General features: G+C 68.2%; 16 protein-coding genes. 8 read left to right on the top strand and 8 right to left on the bottom strand.

From position 1 onward, the window contains the following. The first annotated feature begins 6 nt into the window (after positions 1-6). Entirely contained in the window at positions 7-684 is a 678-nt protein-coding gene (locus C1704_RS02845) for an SGNH/GDSL hydrolase family protein (protein WP_104300796.1), read from the top strand. On the opposite strand, the gene opgC is transcribed toward C1704_RS02845, so the two are convergent. Beyond that, complete coding sequence (opgC, locus tag C1704_RS02840) at positions 672-1,799, bottom strand: OpgC domain-containing protein (protein WP_104300794.1); 1,128 nt, start codon at positions 1,797-1,799, stop codon at positions 672-674. The genes C1704_RS02845 and opgC overlap by 13 nt on opposite strands. A 218-nt stretch (positions 1,800-2,017) precedes the next feature. Between opgC and C1704_RS02835 the strand changes: the two genes are divergently transcribed. Further along, positions 2,018-3,205, top strand: coding sequence for a GGDEF domain-containing protein (locus C1704_RS02835; RefSeq protein ID WP_104300792.1), 1,188 nt, complete (start codon positions 2,018-2,020; stop codon positions 3,203-3,205). 68 nt (positions 3,206-3,273) lie between these two features. Continuing rightward, on the top strand, positions 3,274-3,804 hold the full coding sequence (locus tag C1704_RS02830; RefSeq protein WP_104300790.1) for a hypothetical protein: 531 nt from the start codon (positions 3,274-3,276) through the stop codon (positions 3,802-3,804). Between the two features lie 13 nt (positions 3,805-3,817). On the opposite strand, the gene C1704_RS02825 is transcribed toward C1704_RS02830, so the two are convergent. Together C1704_RS02825 and C1704_RS02820 are read right to left on the bottom strand one after the other, a co-directional pair. Continuing rightward, the gene (locus C1704_RS02825; RefSeq protein WP_104300788.1) at positions 3,818-4,645 is read right to left on the bottom strand and encodes a universal stress protein; all 828 of its coding nucleotides are present in this window, start codon (positions 4,643-4,645) and stop codon (positions 3,818-3,820) included. 88 nt (positions 4,646-4,733) lie between these two features. Next, a complete protein-coding gene (locus C1704_RS02820; protein ID WP_104300786.1) occupies positions 4,734-5,552 on the bottom strand; it encodes an acyl-CoA thioesterase in 819 nt (272 codons plus the stop codon). A 264-nt stretch (positions 5,553-5,816) separates the two neighbouring features. Between C1704_RS02820 and C1704_RS02815 the strand changes: the two genes are divergently transcribed. After that, the gene (locus C1704_RS02815) at positions 5,817-6,254 is read left to right on the top strand and encodes a BON domain-containing protein (RefSeq protein ID WP_104300784.1); all 438 of its coding nucleotides are present in this window, start codon (positions 5,817-5,819) and stop codon (positions 6,252-6,254) included. Between the two features lie 56 nt (positions 6,255-6,310). On the opposite strand, the gene C1704_RS02810 is transcribed toward C1704_RS02815, so the two are convergent. From C1704_RS02810 to C1704_RS02800, 3 genes are all read right to left on the bottom strand, one after another. Then, a complete protein-coding gene (locus tag C1704_RS02810) occupies positions 6,311-7,348 on the bottom strand; it encodes an NADP-dependent oxidoreductase (RefSeq protein ID WP_104300782.1) in 1,038 nt (345 codons plus the stop codon). A 72-nt stretch (positions 7,349-7,420) separates the two neighbouring features. Then, positions 7,421-8,344 (bottom strand): gamma-glutamyl-gamma-aminobutyrate hydrolase family protein, encoded by a 924-nt coding sequence (locus C1704_RS02805; RefSeq protein WP_104300780.1) that lies wholly within the window; start codon positions 8,342-8,344, stop codon positions 7,421-7,423. Positions 8,345-8,456: 112 nt separating this feature from the next. After that, positions 8,457-8,666 (bottom strand): cold-shock protein, encoded by a 210-nt coding sequence (locus tag C1704_RS02800; RefSeq protein WP_104300778.1) that lies wholly within the window; start codon positions 8,664-8,666, stop codon positions 8,457-8,459. 315 nt (positions 8,667-8,981) lie between these two features. Here C1704_RS02800 and C1704_RS02795 point away from each other — a divergent pair, with 315 nt between their 5' ends. From C1704_RS02795 to C1704_RS02780, 4 genes are all read left to right on the top strand, one after another. Continuing rightward, entirely contained in the window at positions 8,982-10,004 is a 1,023-nt protein-coding gene (locus C1704_RS02795) for a methionine synthase (RefSeq protein ID WP_104300776.1), read from the top strand. Positions 10,005-10,020: 16 nt separating this feature from the next. Further along, positions 10,021-10,218, top strand: coding sequence for a hypothetical protein (locus C1704_RS02790; protein ID WP_104300774.1), 198 nt, complete (start codon positions 10,021-10,023; stop codon positions 10,216-10,218). A 69-nt stretch (positions 10,219-10,287) separates the two neighbouring features. Next, complete coding sequence (locus C1704_RS02785) at positions 10,288-11,481, top strand: glycerophosphodiester phosphodiesterase (RefSeq protein WP_170064605.1); 1,194 nt, start codon at positions 10,288-10,290, stop codon at positions 11,479-11,481. A gap of 63 nt (positions 11,482-11,544) precedes the next feature. Further along, positions 11,545-12,273: a 2OG-Fe dioxygenase family protein gene (locus tag C1704_RS02780; protein ID WP_104300771.1), complete on the top strand. Its 729-nt coding sequence runs from the start codon at positions 11,545-11,547 to the stop codon at positions 12,271-12,273. Between the two features lie 5 nt (positions 12,274-12,278). Here the strand turns inward: C1704_RS02780 and C1704_RS02775 are convergent, their stop codons facing one another. Together C1704_RS02775 and C1704_RS02770 are read right to left on the bottom strand one after the other, a co-directional pair. Then, entirely contained in the window at positions 12,279-14,693 is a 2,415-nt protein-coding gene (locus tag C1704_RS02775) for a sensor domain-containing protein (RefSeq protein WP_245876356.1), read from the bottom strand. Positions 14,694-14,821: 128 nt separating this feature from the next. Beyond that, entirely contained in the window at positions 14,822-15,577 is a 756-nt protein-coding gene (locus tag C1704_RS02770) for an SDR family NAD(P)-dependent oxidoreductase (protein WP_104300769.1), read from the bottom strand. Positions 15,578-15,590 lie beyond the last annotated feature (13 nt).

The following is a 15,590-nucleotide window of genomic DNA, read 5'->3' as shown; positions in this document are numbered from 1 at the left end:
CGTGTGATGCGCTTGAAGACCCGGCTCCGTCTGGCACTCGCCCTCGTCGGCCTGACCGTGGGCGGGGCGGTGCACGCACAGGAGGCTCCCGTGGCGGGCCCCTGGGCGGCCAGCTTCGCGGCCTTCGACGCCGCGGATCAGGCTCGGCCGCCCCCGGCGGGGGGCGTGGTGTTCGTCGGCAGCTCCTCGATCCGCCTCTGGGAAGGGCTGGAGGAGGCCTTCCAGGGGCCGCCGGTGGTGCTGCGAAGAGGCTTCGGCGGGTCCACCCTGGCCGATTGCGTGGCGCATCTCAAGCGGCTGGTGATTGCCTATCGTCCTCGCCAGGTGGTGGTGTACGCCGGCGAGAACGACCTGGCCCAGGGGCGTCGCCCCGAGGAGGTGGCCGAGCGCTTTCGGGCCCTCGTGGAGGGCTTGCGCGCCGACCTGCCCGAGGTGCGCATCGCTTACATCTCCATCAAGCCCAGCCCGGCGCGCGTGCACCTGCTGCCGGAAGTGAAGGAGGCGAACCGGCAGCTGAAGGCCCTGGCGGCCAGCTACCGGGACGTGGAGTTCATCGACGTCTTCCATGACATGCTCGATGAGCAGGGCCTTCCGAGGGCGACGCTGTTCGCCGGGGATGCCCTGCACCTGAATGCCTCGGGCTATGCCCTGTGGCATCAGCGCCTGGCAGACTACGTCCGCTGACCGGCCCACCGTGGTGCCGGCGGATCGGTGGGTCGGTCCGCGCTGGCGTGGGCCACCACCGTGAGCGCGGCAAAGCAGGCGGCCAGCAGGCTCAGGTCGACCCACAGGGCCCGTTCGGCCGTGGGTTCGCCCACCAGCGCCAGGGCCAGCAGCACCAGCACCAGGTGGGCACAGAACACCGGCAGTGAGGCGGCCCCCAGGTTCTGCAGCCACGTCATCGGCGGCAGACGTCGCGCGAGGGCCGGGCCGTAATGCAGGGTCAGCACCAGCAGGGCGAACAGATTGAGCAGGCGCAGCGGCCCGAGCTGCCATTTGCTGAACAACAGGTTCAGCCCGGGGTCCCCCGGAAACGGCACCTGGCCCACCCCATGCCGCCACAACAATCCGATGCCCGCGACGACCACGGCCACCCGGACCAGCCACGCCGGCATGGTCGGCAAGGGCTCACCGCCCGCCTGGGTCGCTCCCATCCACAAGCCCAGCACCCACAGGAACTGCCATGCGTACATGGCGAAGGCCCCGGTGGCCTCCGGCGGCACGGTCAGGCCGGTGGCGTCCGTCACGGCGCGGTACAAGGCATCCCCCAGGCCGAACTGCGCCAGCAGCCACAGCATCACGCTGATCGCCAACACCCCGCCCCAGCCCCGCGCGAGGGCATGGGCCAGCACCCAGGGGCTGACCAGCATGAAGAGCACGTACAGGGGCAGGATGTCGAGCAGGGGCGGCTCATAAATCAGCAGCAGGCTGCTCCACAGCGCGGTGACGGGCTCGGCCAGGTAGAACGACAGCAGGTTGGTGATGGCCGGCTGGTCGATGCGCAGGCCCAGCAAGGCGATGACGGTGAACAGGAACAGCAGCATGGCGGCCTGGCAGGCGTAGATGAGCCCTGCGCGGCGCACGAAGGCGGTGCGCATGGCGGGCAGGCCATCACGCAGGCCCCGGCGGGTATAGACCAGCCCGGCCATGTAGGCCGACAGCAGAACGAAGCCTTCGGCCGCAGAAACGAAGCCCAGCGGTTGACCGGTCGGGCCGGCCCAGCGTGTGGGCAGATGGGTCAAGGTCATCAGGACCAGCATCAGCCCGCGCAAGGCATCCAGTTCCCAGCGGCGATTCACGGCGTACAGACTCCAGGCAATTCGCTGCAGTCTCGCCTGAGCGGCACGGCGGGCGCCGTCGGCGCTCTGGCGGCAGCTGTGTCGGTGGTGTCTGACGCCACGGAGCGCGAAGCGTTCCCACGTGTGACCGATGTCGCGGTCCGCAGACAAATGGGCCGCCTTTTGGCGACATTCCCGCGCCAGCTCAGGGGCCGTGCGGAGTGACAATAGCTTCACCCATGGAACTCCTGGACATCCGCACCCTTTTCATGGCCGATGCCTTGGTCGGGCTGAGCCTGGCCAGCGTCGTCTTCGTGGCGCGATGGGGGCTGCCCTCGCAGGTCCGGGGCGTGTGGGTGTGGGCCGCGGGGGATGCCGTCGCGGCGGTCGGTCGAGCGCTGTTCGTCGTGCGAGACGAGTTGCCACAGATGCTGGGCATCCTGGTGCCCAACTCCCTGCTGCTTGGGGGCTTTCTCCTTCATTACCTGGCGTTGCGACTGTTGTTCGATCGGCGGGTGCCGATCGGATGGATGGCGGTGGCGCCTGCGGTGATCGTGGGATCCTTCGGGGCTGCGGCCGTGTTCAACGCCCCGTTCTCGGTGCGCGTCGTGCTCTTCACGCTGCTGGCCGTGGCTCTGTGTCTGGCCTGTGCGGCCGTGGCGTGGCAGGCGCGGCAGCGTTCCATGGGGGCGCGGGTGATGGTGCTGGCCTTCCTGCTGATGGCCGCGATGGCCTTGCTGCGGGTCGTGGGGGGCACGGCGCCGGGAGTCACCGACGTCTTTGCCATGTTTGCCGGCCAGCATGTGTCTGTCCTGGGCGCCATCGTGCTGCAGATTGCCATCACCGTGGGCTATCTGCTGTGCCTGAACGAGACGCTTCGGCGCGAGTTGGAGCGTCTGTCGGGCACGGACATGCTGACCGGTGCCTACAACCGCCGTGGTCTGCTGGCCGAGATGGCCCGCGACCTCGACCGCGCACGCCGACTGGGGCATCCCGTGTCGCTCGTGATGTTCGATATCGATCACTTCAAGCGGGTCAACGATGAGCGCGGGCACCCCGTGGGGGATCTGGTGCTCACGGCGTTCGCCGAACTGGTGACCCGGCGCATGCGGTCCACTGACCTGCTGGCCCGCTATGGGGGCGAGGAGTTTGTTCTGGTGCTGCCCGGGGCGACGTCCGAGGAGGCCAAGCTGGTGGCCGACCGGGTACGCAGGGAAGTGCCGGCGGCCGCGCTGGCCCCGGGACTGGACGGCATCACGGTCAGCGCCGGTGTGGCCTGCTCCGACGAGCCCGGCCTGGGGCTTCAGGCCCCATCGTTGATTGCCGCGGCCGATCGCCGCCTGTATGCGGCCAAGCGCACCCGCAATGCGGTCGTTGCCCATGACGACGGCCCGGGTGGCCCTGTACCGCTGAGCGCAGCCGCCTGAGCCGCTGCAGCAGGCTGGACGAAATCCCGCGCCTGAGCGAGCATCTGGGCTTCGCCAACGGAGAGCCCATGGATTTCGTGAAGGAAATCGAGCGCTTGCAGCGCGAACAGAGCCGGAAGCTGGGGCTCAAGGACGCCAACGCTCCCGGTGCGGTCATGCCGCCTTTGGCGCCCGACCCGGCTTCGACCCCTGCCGAGGAAGCCGGCACCGTGCGTCAGCGCGCATCGGCATCGAAGCCCGGCCCCTCGGGGGCGGCGCCGGGGGCGAGTGCAGCCCGCGGCGCAGCGGCGGTTGTGGCGGGCATGGCCTTGCTGGTGCCGGTGGCCATCCTCGTGGGCTTTGCGCTGTCGGGTCTCGGCGACGCCTGGGACGGCGAGTATCTGTACCCCATCGAGGCGCTGTTCGTCGTCGGTCCGCTGGTGCTGGCCGCGGCCGTGCTGCAGGTGCGGCGCCAGATCGTGAGTGCCGTGCGGGCCGGGCGCACGGCAGCCCCGAGCGGGCCACGCGTGCCCTGGCTGGTGCCCGTGCTCGGCGCACTGGTGATGGCGGCCATCGCCCTGTCGAGCGTCTTTCCCCGCGGAGTGCCGTTGGGCTACTGAGGCCGCTGGCGGGTCAGTGCGACAGGACCACCGGGATCGTCATCTGGGTCAGCAGCGAACGGGTCGCACCGCCCAGCACCCATTCGCGCAGCCGCGAGTGACCGTAGCCACCCATCACGAGCAGGTCGCTGCCACGGTCTGCCGCATACGACAAGAGGGCATTGCCCACGTCGATCACCTTCGGCTCACGCGAGGCCGAATGCCGCACGCCATGGCGGGTGAGCCAGGCCGAGAGATCATCAAGCTGGGCCGTGCCGGCTGGTGTACCCGCCTCTTCGAACACCACCACGTCCACATGGCCCGCCGCCTGGAGCAGCGGCATGGCATCGGCCACCGCCCGCGCGGACTCGCGTGTGGGCTTCCAGGCCAGCAGGATGCGTTGGCCACAGGTGGCTGGTGCACCGATGTAGGGGACGACCAGCACGGGCCGCCCGGACAGCATCAGCACCTGCTCGGCCAGCGCCCCCCCGGCGGTCTCCAACAGATCGTCGGGGTGGTGCTGTCCCACCACGACGAGATCGCTGCAGCGGCCGTGCATCACGACCGCGGGTGCACTGTCCTGTTCCTCGATCACCGCGTGCGCGCTGCGCAGCCCCTGTACCTGCGTGCGGAACCGCTTGGCCGCCTCCTCTGCGCGGCGTCGCAGGTGGTCCATCGACAACTGCACATAGTTGGGCGAGCCCATGGCCATGCCCACGTCCACCGGCATCTGCACCCAGCCCGTGGGTGCAAGGCCCGTGAGATGCGCGTCGAACCGCCGGGCGAGGTCGCATGCCAGGGCCACACGGGCTTCGCAGGCAGGGCTGGTGTCGAGGTGAACCAGCATTTGGCGGATGTTCATGGGGCCTCCGGATCCGGCGTTGCAGTGGCCTGATTCTGCGCAGGCCACGGCCCGCGGGCTTGATCTGGCTCAAGCCGGGCGGTCCGCCTCAGCCGAACACCGCCACCACCTGGGAGCCCAGAGCAGCCAGGCGGCCGTCCGGGCTCCACAGGTGGGTGCTTTCGCTGACATAGCCGCCAGCGCCGGCGTGCGTGTCCTTGTCCACGCGCCACCACCCGGTCGAGGCCGTCGCGGCATCGGGCAGCGCATGAGACTGAAGCTCCAGCGACCATGACACGGAACTCGCCGGGGTCGGGCCATGGAAGCGGCTCAGCGCAGGCGTCGGTGCAGCATCGGCCAGCATCACCGCCAGCAGCTCGGCATCCACCCCCTGGGCGTCATGCAGGCGCAGGTGGATGCGCGAGTGCCAGGTGTCCGTGCCCGAGAACGGTGGGGCCCCCTCGGCCCAGCGGAAATCCACATGCTGCGTGAAAGCGGGGGCAAGCCCCGGCACATAAGGTCGCCCGATCGACGCGTCAGGATCGAGCGCCACCTCGGGACGGCGAGGATCCAGCGTGGGCAGGCGGGTTTCGCGTCCGATGCCGAACACGCCCACCAGCACGGCGGCCACCTGCCCCGCCTGCGTCACCTGAGCCTGGACCTGGCGCACGTTGCGGCCCTCACGCAGCAGGTGCACGCACACCTGCACCTCGCCTGCAGCCACGGGAGCGATGAAGTTGGTCTGCAGCGCACGCAGCGGCCATTCGGCGCCCGCCACATCGCGCATGGCCTCCACGCCATAGACGGCGATCAGACCGCCAAAGGCGGTGCGCCCTTGCTGCCAGTCCGGTGTGAGGGGCAGCGTGACGGTAGCGTCCTTGCGGTGGCGCTGGGTCAGCAAGCGGGAGAGGGGCGTGGGCGTGTCCATGAAGCCGGTCCTGAGCGTTGACGAGAGGCAATTATCGAACGATCGTTCGATTTTTATGTCGCCCAGGCGTCATATGTACCCAATCGTTACGGCTGTCGGCCCTGGCTGACAGCGGGTCCGAGTCGCTTCCGACAGTCGCGGCAATGGGGCCTTCCTAAAGTTCCGACAACCGCATCGCTTCGATCGGTCCGAGTCGCCAGGGCTCTCGGCCCAGGTGACATCAGCCGCCCAGCGCGGCACAGACGACTTGAAAGGAGAAACGCCATGAAGAAGACCGCCATCCTTGCCGGCACCGTGATCACCGCCCTGGCCCTGGTGGGCTGCGGAAAGTCGGAGGAAGAACTGACCCTGGGCCAGCGCGCCGACACGAACATCGCCCAGGCCGAGCAGTCCATGCGCGACATGGGTCAGGAGGCCCGTCAGGGCATGGAGCGTGCCGGCGAGGCCATCGGCGAGCAGGTGGAGCGTGCCGGCGATGCCATTGGCGATGCCGCGATCTCGGCCCAGGTGAACGCCGCACTCGCGAAGGATCCGCAGCTCAGCGCACTCGACATCGACGTGGACACGACCGCCGGTCGCGTCAAGCTCAGCGGGACGGCCCCCACACCCGAGGCACGCGACCGAGCCACCCAGCTTGCGGCCAGCGTGAGCGGTGTGCAGAGCGTGGACAACCTGCTGCAGGTCGAAACGCGTCAGCAATAAGCCCGCAGGGCGGCACTGAACGGCCGGTGAGCCCTGTGGGCCACCGGCTCTTTGCGTCAGGCCGCATCGTCGTCGGCCACCTGCAAGACCAGTTTGCCGAAGTTCTCGCCGTTGAAGAGCTTGAGCAGCGTCTTGGGAAAGTTGTCCAGGCCGCGCACCACGTCTTCGCGTGAGCGCATGCGGCCCTCACGCAGGTAGCCCGCCATCTCGGCGATGGCCTGGGGGTAGCGGTCGGCGTAGTCGAACACCACCATGCCTTCCATGCGGGCACGGTTCACCAGCAGTGACAGATAGTTCTTCGGACCGGCCACCGGCGTGGTGTTGTTGTACTGGCTGATGGCGCCGCAGATGATGATGCGGGCCTTGCGGTTGATGCGCGTGAGCACGGTGTCGAGGATGTCGCCGCCCACGTTGTCGAAGTAGATGTCCACGCCTTGCGGGCAGTGCTCCTTCAGGCCGGCACGCACATCGCCGCCCTTGTAATCGATGCAGGCGTCGAAGCCCAGTTCGCGCACCACCCACTCGCACTTGGCCGGTCCACCGGCGATGCCCACGACGCGGCATCCCTTGATCTTGGCGAGCTGCCCCACCGTCTGACCCACGGCGCCCGCCGCACCCGACACCACCACGGTTTCGCCAGCCTTGGGCTGGCCGATGTCCATCAGGCCGAAGTATCCAGTCATGCCCGGCATGCCCAGCACGTTGAGCCACTGTGTCCAGCTGCCGGCCCGCAGATCGATGCGGGCCAGGCCCGCCCGGCGCAACTCGTTCTCGGCGAACAGCGCATACTCCTGCACGCCCAGGCTGCCGGTCACGGCATCGCCGACGGCAAAGGCCGGGTTGTTCGAGGCCACGACGCGGCCCACGCCGCCGGCGCGCATGACTTCCCCGATGCCCACGGGCGGGATGTAGGACTTGCCCTCGTTCATCCAGCCGCGCATGGCCGGGTCGAGGGAGAGGTAGAGCGTCTTCACCAACACGCCGCCCGGGCCGGGTTGGGCGACGGGTTCGGTGGTGAACTGCCAGTTGGCATCGGTGGGCAGGCCGACCGGGCGGGCGGCCAGACGGACCTGGTGGTTCATGGGGGTGCTCATGGCGTCTCCTGGTGGACCGGGCTCAGGGCCCCGGAAGGCGGCAATGAAACCACGGACGGCCCCGGCTTGCCGTCACCTTGGCGACGCAGGCGGGGGCGCTGGCGGAGGTAGCGCTGCGGCGGCGTCGCGGTCGGCCTGCAGGCGCAGCGGGGCGCGCGGCTGACGGCGATCAGGGCAGGCGGGGTCGTCGAGCTTGCGCATCGCGGTCTCGGCGGCCACGTTGAGGAAATCCAGCATGATGGGGGCACTGTCGATCAGGGTGCGACGATCCTGGTGGAACTCGGGATGCCACTGCAGACCGCGGGCGTAGCCGTCGCCGGTCCAGCGGATCGCTTCGACCACACCGTCCAGCGAGGACACTGCCTCCACCACCACTTGCTTGCCCAGCTGGTCCACGGCCTGGTGGTGGATGCTGGTCACGCGCAGCTGGGTCGATTTCGGGTACAGCTGGGCCAGCTGCGAGCCCTGCAGGAAGGTGATGTCGTGCTCGAACTGGTCGTACAGCTCGGAGTCGACGTGGCGATGCGTGTTGGGGCACTGCGTCTGCAGGTCCTGGTAGAGCGTGCCGCCAAAGGCCACGTTGAGCAGCTGACAGCCGCGGCACACGCCGATCACCGGCTTGCCCTGGTCGAGGAAGGAGCGCAGCAGGGCCAGCTCGTAGCGGTCACGCACCGGGTCTCCGCTCCAGCGCGGGTCGATCGGTTCCTGGCCGTAGGTCTGCGGGGCCACGTCGGCACCGCCTTGCAGCACCAGGCCGTCGAGTTCGGCCACGTATTCGTCCACCGACAGGTGCCGGGCGGCACGGCGGCTGTCTTCGGCCACGGCCGGCACCATGAAGGCCATGGCGCCGTGTTCCATGATCCAGTGGGCGAGCGATTGCTCCAGGTACTGCAGGGTCTTGTTGCGAAACCCCAGCTCGGGAGGCACCTGGTAGAGAAGACGCGCCGAGATGCCGATGCGCAAGGGCCGCGTCGGAAGAGGCGAGTAGCGAGTCATGCGTGATTGTGATGCCAGCCTTGCAGCCCCGGTCAAGCCGGGGGATTGCAAGCGGCGAAAAAAAACCGCAGCAGATGCTGCGGTTTCTTGGTCGGGCGAGAGCCCGAGGGGCTCACAGCGGGCGGATGTTGGCCGCTTGCAGGCCCTTCTGGCCTTGCTTGACTTCGAATTCGACGCGCTGGTTTTCCTGCAGCGTCTTGAAGCCGGTGCCCTGGATGTCACGGAAGTGGGCGAACAGGTCGGCGCCACCGGCGTCCTGGGCGATGAAGCCATAGCCCTTGCTTTCGTTGAACCACTTGACGGTGCCGGTTTGGGTGCTCATGGAGCTTTCCTTCAAATAAAAATGGATAAAACAAGGCAGGCGCGCACAGCGTGCACGATGCACCTGCAGGAAACACTCAAGAGACGGAACCCGGGGGATTCAAACGAGGCTTGTGCGGGCATGCCCGGACAAGACGGGGAAGACCTCAAAGACCGACGGTCTGGCGTGTACCTGAACCTGACTGTACACCATTCGCACCGTTCGTGGGCGCGATGGGCGACTTTCGCCATTTCGGGGGGAAAACCCGGTGCATCGGCCCCGCGGCCGGGCTAACGTGACATGTTGTTCTTTCCGGACGTTCCAGTGGAGACGTTGATGTTTGAAACCACCATTGCCGGCAGCCTGCCCAAACCCGACTGGCTGGCCGAAACCCACAAGCTCTGGCCGCAGTGGCGCGCCCAGGGCGAGGCCCTGAAGCAGGCCAAGCTCGACGCCACGCTCCTGTGGATCAAGGCTCAGGAGGATGCGGGCCTGGATGTGGTGACCGACGGCGAGCAGTCGCGTCAGCACTTCGTCCATGGGTTCCTGGAGCAGGTCGAAGGCATCGACTTCGAGCACAAGGTGAAGATGGGCATCCGCGACAACCGCTACGAGGCCATGGTGCCGCAGGTGGTGGGGCCGCTGCGCCTGAAGGGGCGGGTCCATGCGGACGAGGCCCGATTCGCTCGGGCGCACACGAAGCGCAAGCTCAAGTTCACGCTGCCCGGTCCCATGACCATCGTCGACACGGTGGCCGACCGCTACTACGGCGACAAGGTCAAGATGGCCATGGCCTTTGCCGAGCTGCTGAACCAGGAAGCCCTGGCCCTGCAGGCCGACGGTGTGGACATCATCCAGTTCGACGAGCCGGCCTTCAATGTGTACATGAAGGAAGTCAATGAATGGGGCATCCGTGCGCTGGAGCGCGCGGCTCAGGGGCTCGCCTGCACGAAGGCGGTGCACATCTGCTACGGCTATGGCATCCAGGCCAACATCGACTGGAAGAAGTCGCTGGGCGAGGAATGGCGGCAGTACGAGCAGATCTTCCCGGCGCTGGCATCCAGCAGCATCGACCAGATCAGCCTGGAGTGCTACCACTCGCATGTGCCGCCTGACCTGATGGGCCTGCTCAAGGGCAAGGACGTGATGGTGGGCGTGATCGATGTGGCCAGCGACACGGTCGAAACCCCGGAGGAAGTGGCCGACACCATCGGCCGCGCCCTGCAGTTCGTGCCCGCACGCCACCTGCTGCCGTGCACCAACTGCGGCCTCGCGCCCATGGACCGTCACGTTGCTGAGCGCAAGCTGCGCGCCCTGGCCGAAGGTGCGGCGCTGGCGCGCCAGCGCTACGGTGGCTGAGGCATCATCGGGCCCCATGAAGCTGTCTCGCATTTTCCAGCCCCGCAATCCGCTCTTCTGGCTGATGCTGGCCTTCAGTGTCCTGTCTTCGGTGTGCGCCTGGGCCTTGCGCGCCATGCCGCTCACGACGCTGGGGCTGGTGCTGGTCGGCAGTGTGGGGCTGGCCAATGCGCTCATCAGCCTGGCGCTCACCTGGCGCCTCATCCGGGATTGACGGCAACGCATCACGATCCCGTCATACGCCCGGCCTATCGTTCGCGCCATCCAACCGAGGAGAACGCGCATGACGACACAACGACGCACGGTCCTGATGAGCCTGTGGCTGCTGGGGGCTGCAGCCCTCCTGCCGGCCACCCCGGTGCAGGCCCAGGGCCCCAAGGGGCCAGGACGGGCGGGCCAGGCCGAGCCCCTGGTGATTGCCCACCGCGGGGCCAGCGGCTACCTGCCCGAGCACACGCTGGCGGCCTACTGGCTGGCCATCGAACAGGGGGCCGACTATGTGGAACCCGACCTGGTCATCACCAAGGACGGGGTGCTGGTGGCTCGCCACGAAAATGCCATCGCCATCCTCAACGCCGATGGTTCGGTGCGCGAAGCCACCACCGACGTGGCCGAGCGGCCGGAGTTCGCGGCGCGCCGGACCACCAAGATGATCGACGGCCAGGCCATCACGGGCTGGTTCACCGAAGACTTCACACTCGCCGAACTCAAGACCCTGCGAGCGCGCGAGCGCATCCCCCAGCTGCGGCCGGCCAACACCCGCTTCGACAACATGTTCGAGGTGCCCACCCTGGAAGAGGTGCTCCAGCTGGTGGAACAGGCCAACGAGCGCCGCCGCCAGCAGGCGAAGGAGGCCGGTGGCAAGGGCAAGGCAACTGCGTTCCGTCCCATTGGCGTGTACCCCGAGACCAAGCACCCCACCTACTTCCGCAGCATCGGCCTGCCGCTGGAGGAGCCGCTGGTCAGGGTCCTGCACAAGTACGGCTACCGCCACCCGGATTCCCCGGTCTTCATCCAGTCCTTCGAGGTGGGCAACCTGCGCCAGCTGCGCCAGATGACGCGTGTGCCGCTGGTGCAACTGCTCAGCGCCAGCGGACGCCCCTACGACTTCGTGGTGAGCGGCGATCCGCGCACCTATCGGGACCTGGCGCAGCCCGCCGGCCTGGCCGAGATCGCCACCTACGCCCAGGGCATCGGCGCCAACACCAACCTGATCATCCCGTTGGTGAGCGGCCGCCTGGGCACGCCCACCACACTGGTGCGCGATGCCCACCAGGCCGGCCTGGTGGTGCACGGCTGGACCTTCCGCGCCGAGAACCAGTTCCTGCCCAACGACTTCGACGTGGGTGACGACCCGCGCGGCCTGGGCGACATGGGGGGCTGGGTGCGCGCCTTCCTGCAGCAGGGCATGGACGGCTTCTTCACCGACCAGCCCTATGAAGGCCGCCTGGCCCGCGACGCCCATATCGGGCGCTGAGCCAGCGGGGTGAACGCCTCGGCGCTACAGTGAAGGGCTTGCGAGCCCCTCATTGAACGCCCGATGCTGTTGCCCCCACCCCTGACGCCGCCCACCCTGGTGGGCGATGCCCTGCGAGAGCGTGGCTTTGCCGTGCTCGATGCCGCCGGCCTGGCCGCCCTGAGCGGTGTGGGCGAAGGCGGCTTTGCCGACCTGGCGCCGCTGTGGAACGACCTCCCGCCCGACGCCTACCTGCGTGACGGCGGGCGCTATCGACGGCGGCGGCACGCCTGCCTCGTGGCTGACGGCGACCGGTTGACCGTGGCGCCGCACCGGGCGCACTGGCAGCCCGTGGAGTACAACGCCCTGCACGGCGGGCTGGAGCGCTGGTTCGAGCCGGTGGCGCCGCAGATGATCGAGGCGACGGCCTTCCGCCGCATGGTGCACGCCCTCGCCGCATGCGCGAGCGAACTCAAGGGCGCTCAGCCCTGGTACGTGGAAGTCCATCAGTTCCGGATCGACACCACCGATGGGATCGGACGTCCCACGCCAGAAGGCGCCCACCGGGACGGCGTCGACCTCGTGGCAGTCGTGCTGGTGGACCGGCACCACATCAAGGGCGGTGAGACCCGGGTGTTCGAGGCCCACGGCACCCATGGCATCCGGTTCACGCTCACAGAACCCTGGTCGGTCCTGCTGTTGGACGATGCCCGCGTCATCCACGAGAGCACGCCGATCCAGCCGCAGGGCGAGGCAGGTCACCGGGATACCCTGGTGCTGACCCTGCGCGCCAATGGCTTCCAGGGCCCCTGACCGCGTCAGTGCCGGGGGGCGTGCCGCTGGCGGAGCAGCCAGTCTTCGAAGGCGTCGCGAGGAAGGGGCAGGGTGATGACTTCGCCCTGCAGTTCCTCGCAGCCATGGGCCGCAAGGAAATTGCGCTGGGCGGATGTCTCCACGCCCTCGGCGACGACGGCATGCCCCAGGTTGTGCGCCATCTGGATGATGGCGCGGGCGATGGCCGCTGAATCGACAGCCACCGGCAGGTCCTTGACGAAGGAGCGGTCGATCTTCACCTTGTCCACCGGTAGTTCGCGCAGGTATCGCAGCGAGAAGTACCCGGTGCCGAAGTCATCGACCACGATGGTGGACCCCAGGGCCTTGAGTCGCGACAGGCGACGCTTCACCTGGGGCACGTCGTTCATCAGCAGGCGTTCGCTGAGCTCGAACTCCAGCCAATCGCCCCGTGCCTCCTCCTCGGTCAGCAATTGCTCGATGCCTTCGACAAAGCCCGACGCCTGGAACTGCACCGCCGAGAGATTGACGCTGATGCGCACGTCGGTCAGTCCTTCGGCGCGCCAGCGCCGCGCCGTTTTCAGGGCCTCGCGCACCACCCAGTGTCCGATGGGCAGCATGAGCCGCTGCTCTTCGGCCACGGCGAGGAAGTCGCCAGGCATGAGCAGCCGGCCATCGGGATGTTGCCAGCGGATCAGGGCTTCGACGCTGCTCAGGGCACCGTCGATCGCGCGCACCTGGGGCTGGAAATGCAACCGGAACTGGGACTCGGCAAGCGCCTGAGACAGCTGGCTTTCCAGTTCGAGTGCCTCGTAGGCAGCGCTGGCCAGCGCCGGATCGAAGAAATGGTAGGTGGCGCGGCCATGTCCCTTGGCCTGGTACATGGCGCTGTCTGCGTTCATGATCAGTTCGCCGGGCGACTGGGCCTGGGTGGGGAAGAGCGCAATGCCGATGGACGGCGTGACGCTCAGCCATCGGGCATCCACCTCGACGGGGCGCTGGATGGCATCCAGGAGCTTGCGCGCAACGTCTTCCACATCGCCGCGCTGCTGAACGCCGCCCAGCAGCACCATGAACTCGTCACCACCGAACCGGGCGACCCGGTCGCTGGCCCTCAGGCTGTCGGTGATGCGCTGCGCCACGGTCTGCAGCAGCTTGTCGCCGGCCAGGTGGCCGAGCGAGTCATTGACCCGCTTGAAGTCATCGAGATCCACGAAGAGCAGCGCCAGGGATTCGCCGGTGCGTCGCGCGAGCGCCATGCGCTGATCCAGGTGCTCCATGAACGACATGCGGTTCGGCAACCCGGTGAGGGCGTCATGGTGCGCCAGATGGTGGATGCGGGCCTGGGCGGCCTGTCGGTCGCGGATGTCACGCACGATCGACATGCGCAGGCGTTCGCCGTTGCGCATCATCGAACGACCGATGAACTCCACGGGAATGCGCTGGCCGTCCCGGTGGATCAACTCGCTTTCGTAGGTGGCGTCCTGCGCCGCGGCGAGCAGCGCCAGGACCTTGGGGTGATACTCCGGTGGAACGAAGTCGAGCGCGTAGCGGCCGATCAGTTCGTCACGGCTGCGGCCGGTCAACTCGCAGATCGGCTGGTTGACGTCCTCGATGATGCCGTTGCGATGAAAGACGACCCCTTCGGCGCTGGCCTGCATGAAGCGCGCCATGCGCTCTTCCGACTCCCTCAGAGCCTGCTCGGACTGGCGCTGCTGGGTGACGTCGGTGATCAGCACCAGGGCGGCCAGCGCGTTGCCCGCGGCGTCCAGATGCGGCATGAGGTTGACCTTGATCCACTGGGCTGAGCCGTCCGGGCGGACGACACGGCGCTCATAGCTGATGGTGCGGTGCTCCCGCAGCATCGCTTCCACATGCGGCTGGATCTCCCGCGCAGCCTGCTCGCCGATCACCTCGGCAAAAGTGCGGCCGATGATGGACTGCTCATCCCAGCCGAAGCCCTGGGCATAGGTCCGGTTGGCGAAGATGCAGCGAAAGTTCTCGGCATCGTAATAGGCCAGGGCCGAAGGCACGTTGTCGGCCAGCAGGCGCAACTGCTCGGCCTGCGTGCGCGCTGAGTGCATGAGCGCCGACACGTCGTGCAGGAGGCAGACGTAGTGCTGGGCCACGGGATCCCAGTGCGCCACGCAATCGACCCACAGGTCCTGTCCGTCCCGACGACGCAGGGTCAGCTGATGCGAGAAAGAACGCTGGCCAGCCAGGGCCGTGTGCAAGGCTTCTCGGGAAGCGGGCTCAAGGGTTGCGTCCCAGCCGGAGCCTCGGGCCGGATCGAGCGCCGTGCCGGTGGCCTCGGCGTAATCCTGGCTGATGAACAGGCCCTGCCCCTCGGGCGTCAGCACCAGCACCATGCCGGGGATGCGCTGCCACAGCACGCTCGCATCGACCAGCGGGGCGACCAGGGGGAGGGGGTCGGTGTGCATCGGGGGCCTGTGTCTGCCTGTCGGCATCGACGGCATGATAGGCCCCGGCGCCGCCGACGCCCAGCCCTCAGGCCTCCCCCAGGGGTGGGAAACGGCCTCCCCCTTGAGGGGGAGGCGCGGAGTCGGGCTCAGGCGTCGCGCACGTCGGCAACCGGGCTGACCCCGAAGTCGTGGCGGGCCAGGTAGGCCAGCAATCGACGGGCCGCGTCATCCGGCGTGCTGAGCTGCCCCTGGACTTGAAGCTGCACGAAGCGTCCCCGGTCCGGGAAGCCGGCGGGGTCGCTGCCACGCAATTGAACCTGCATGTCCGTGTCGATCACCCCCGGGGCCAGGGACACGATGCGCGCGCCGTGTGGCAGGGCGGCTTGCTCGAGGGCCACGCTGCGGGTGAAGTGGTCCATGCCGGCCTTGGCCGCGCAATAGGCAGCACTGCCCGCCATCGCGCGGCGACCGAGGCCGGAGGAGACATTGAGCACCTTGCGCGGCGCCGTCCAATGCCGTGTCGCATCCAGGAAGGCCGACGTCAGCAGCATGGGCGCCTCCAGCCCCACCCGCAGGGCGTTGGATACGTCAGCGTCGTCGCTGTCTTCCAGCGCCCCGATGCGGGAGATCACGCCGGCATTGTTGATGAGCGTGGCACTCGCGCACGCGGCTGGATCGAACGTACGCAGCCAGGCGCGCAGACGCTCCGCCGCGGCGGGCGCGTCGGCCAGATCCTGGGTCCACTGCTCGCACGTGCACCCGCACGCCTTGGCTTGCGCAGCCAGGTCGGCTTTGATGCTGCGAGCGATGCACAGCAGGTGATGGGAGGGCGACAGGAGCTGCTGCGCGAGGGCCAGGCCCAGGCCGCGCGAGGCGCCGGTGAGGATGTAGAGGTGGGGCATGTGCGGAGTCCGG

The sequence above is a fragment of the Caldimonas caldifontis genome (assembly GCF_002930615.1).
Lineage (GTDB): Bacteria > Pseudomonadota > Gammaproteobacteria > Burkholderiales > Burkholderiaceae_C > Caldimonas > Caldimonas caldifontis.
The sequence above is the reverse complement of the archived record's forward strand: the minus strand, read 5'-3'. Positions and strand labels throughout refer to the sequence as shown.

Excerpts from the sequence above, each read along its gene's own strand:
- C1704_RS02795 (WP_104300776.1), top strand. The coding sequence starts at position 8,982 with ATGTTTGAAACCACCATTGCCGGCAGCCTGCCCAAACCCGACTGGCTG.
- C1704_RS02820 (WP_104300786.1), bottom strand. The coding sequence starts at position 5,552 with ATGGACACGCCCACGCCCCTCTCCCGCTTGCTGACCCAGCGCCACCGC.
- C1704_RS02810 (WP_104300782.1), bottom strand. The coding sequence starts at position 7,348 with ATGAGCACCCCCATGAACCACCAGGTCCGTCTGGCCGCCCGCCCGGTC.
- C1704_RS02805 (WP_104300780.1), bottom strand. The coding sequence starts at position 8,344 with ATGACTCGCTACTCGCCTCTTCCGACGCGGCCCTTGCGCATCGGCATC.
- C1704_RS02785 (WP_170064605.1), top strand. The coding sequence starts at position 10,288 with ATGACGACACAACGACGCACGGTCCTGATGAGCCTGTGGCTGCTGGGG.
- C1704_RS02770 (WP_104300769.1), bottom strand. The coding sequence starts at position 15,577 with ATGCCCCACCTCTACATCCTCACCGGCGCCTCGCGCGGCCTGGGCCTG.
- C1704_RS02845 (WP_104300796.1), top strand. The coding sequence starts at position 7 with ATGCGCTTGAAGACCCGGCTCCGTCTGGCACTCGCCCTCGTCGGCCTG.
- C1704_RS02835 (WP_104300792.1), top strand. The coding sequence starts at position 2,018 with ATGGAACTCCTGGACATCCGCACCCTTTTCATGGCCGATGCCTTGGTC.
- C1704_RS02830 (WP_104300790.1), top strand. The coding sequence starts at position 3,274 with ATGGATTTCGTGAAGGAAATCGAGCGCTTGCAGCGCGAACAGAGCCGG.
- C1704_RS02815 (WP_104300784.1), top strand. The coding sequence starts at position 5,817 with ATGAAGAAGACCGCCATCCTTGCCGGCACCGTGATCACCGCCCTGGCC.
- C1704_RS02800 (WP_104300778.1), bottom strand. The coding sequence starts at position 8,666 with ATGAGCACCCAAACCGGCACCGTCAAGTGGTTCAACGAAAGCAAGGGC.
- C1704_RS02780 (WP_104300771.1), top strand. The coding sequence starts at position 11,545 with ATGCTGTTGCCCCCACCCCTGACGCCGCCCACCCTGGTGGGCGATGCC.
- C1704_RS02775 (WP_245876356.1), bottom strand. The coding sequence starts at position 14,693 with ATGCACACCGACCCCCTCCCCCTGGTCGCCCCGCTGGTCGATGCGAGC.
- C1704_RS02825 (WP_104300788.1), bottom strand. The coding sequence starts at position 4,645 with ATGAACATCCGCCAAATGCTGGTTCACCTCGACACCAGCCCTGCCTGC.
- C1704_RS02790 (WP_104300774.1), top strand. The coding sequence starts at position 10,021 with ATGAAGCTGTCTCGCATTTTCCAGCCCCGCAATCCGCTCTTCTGGCTG.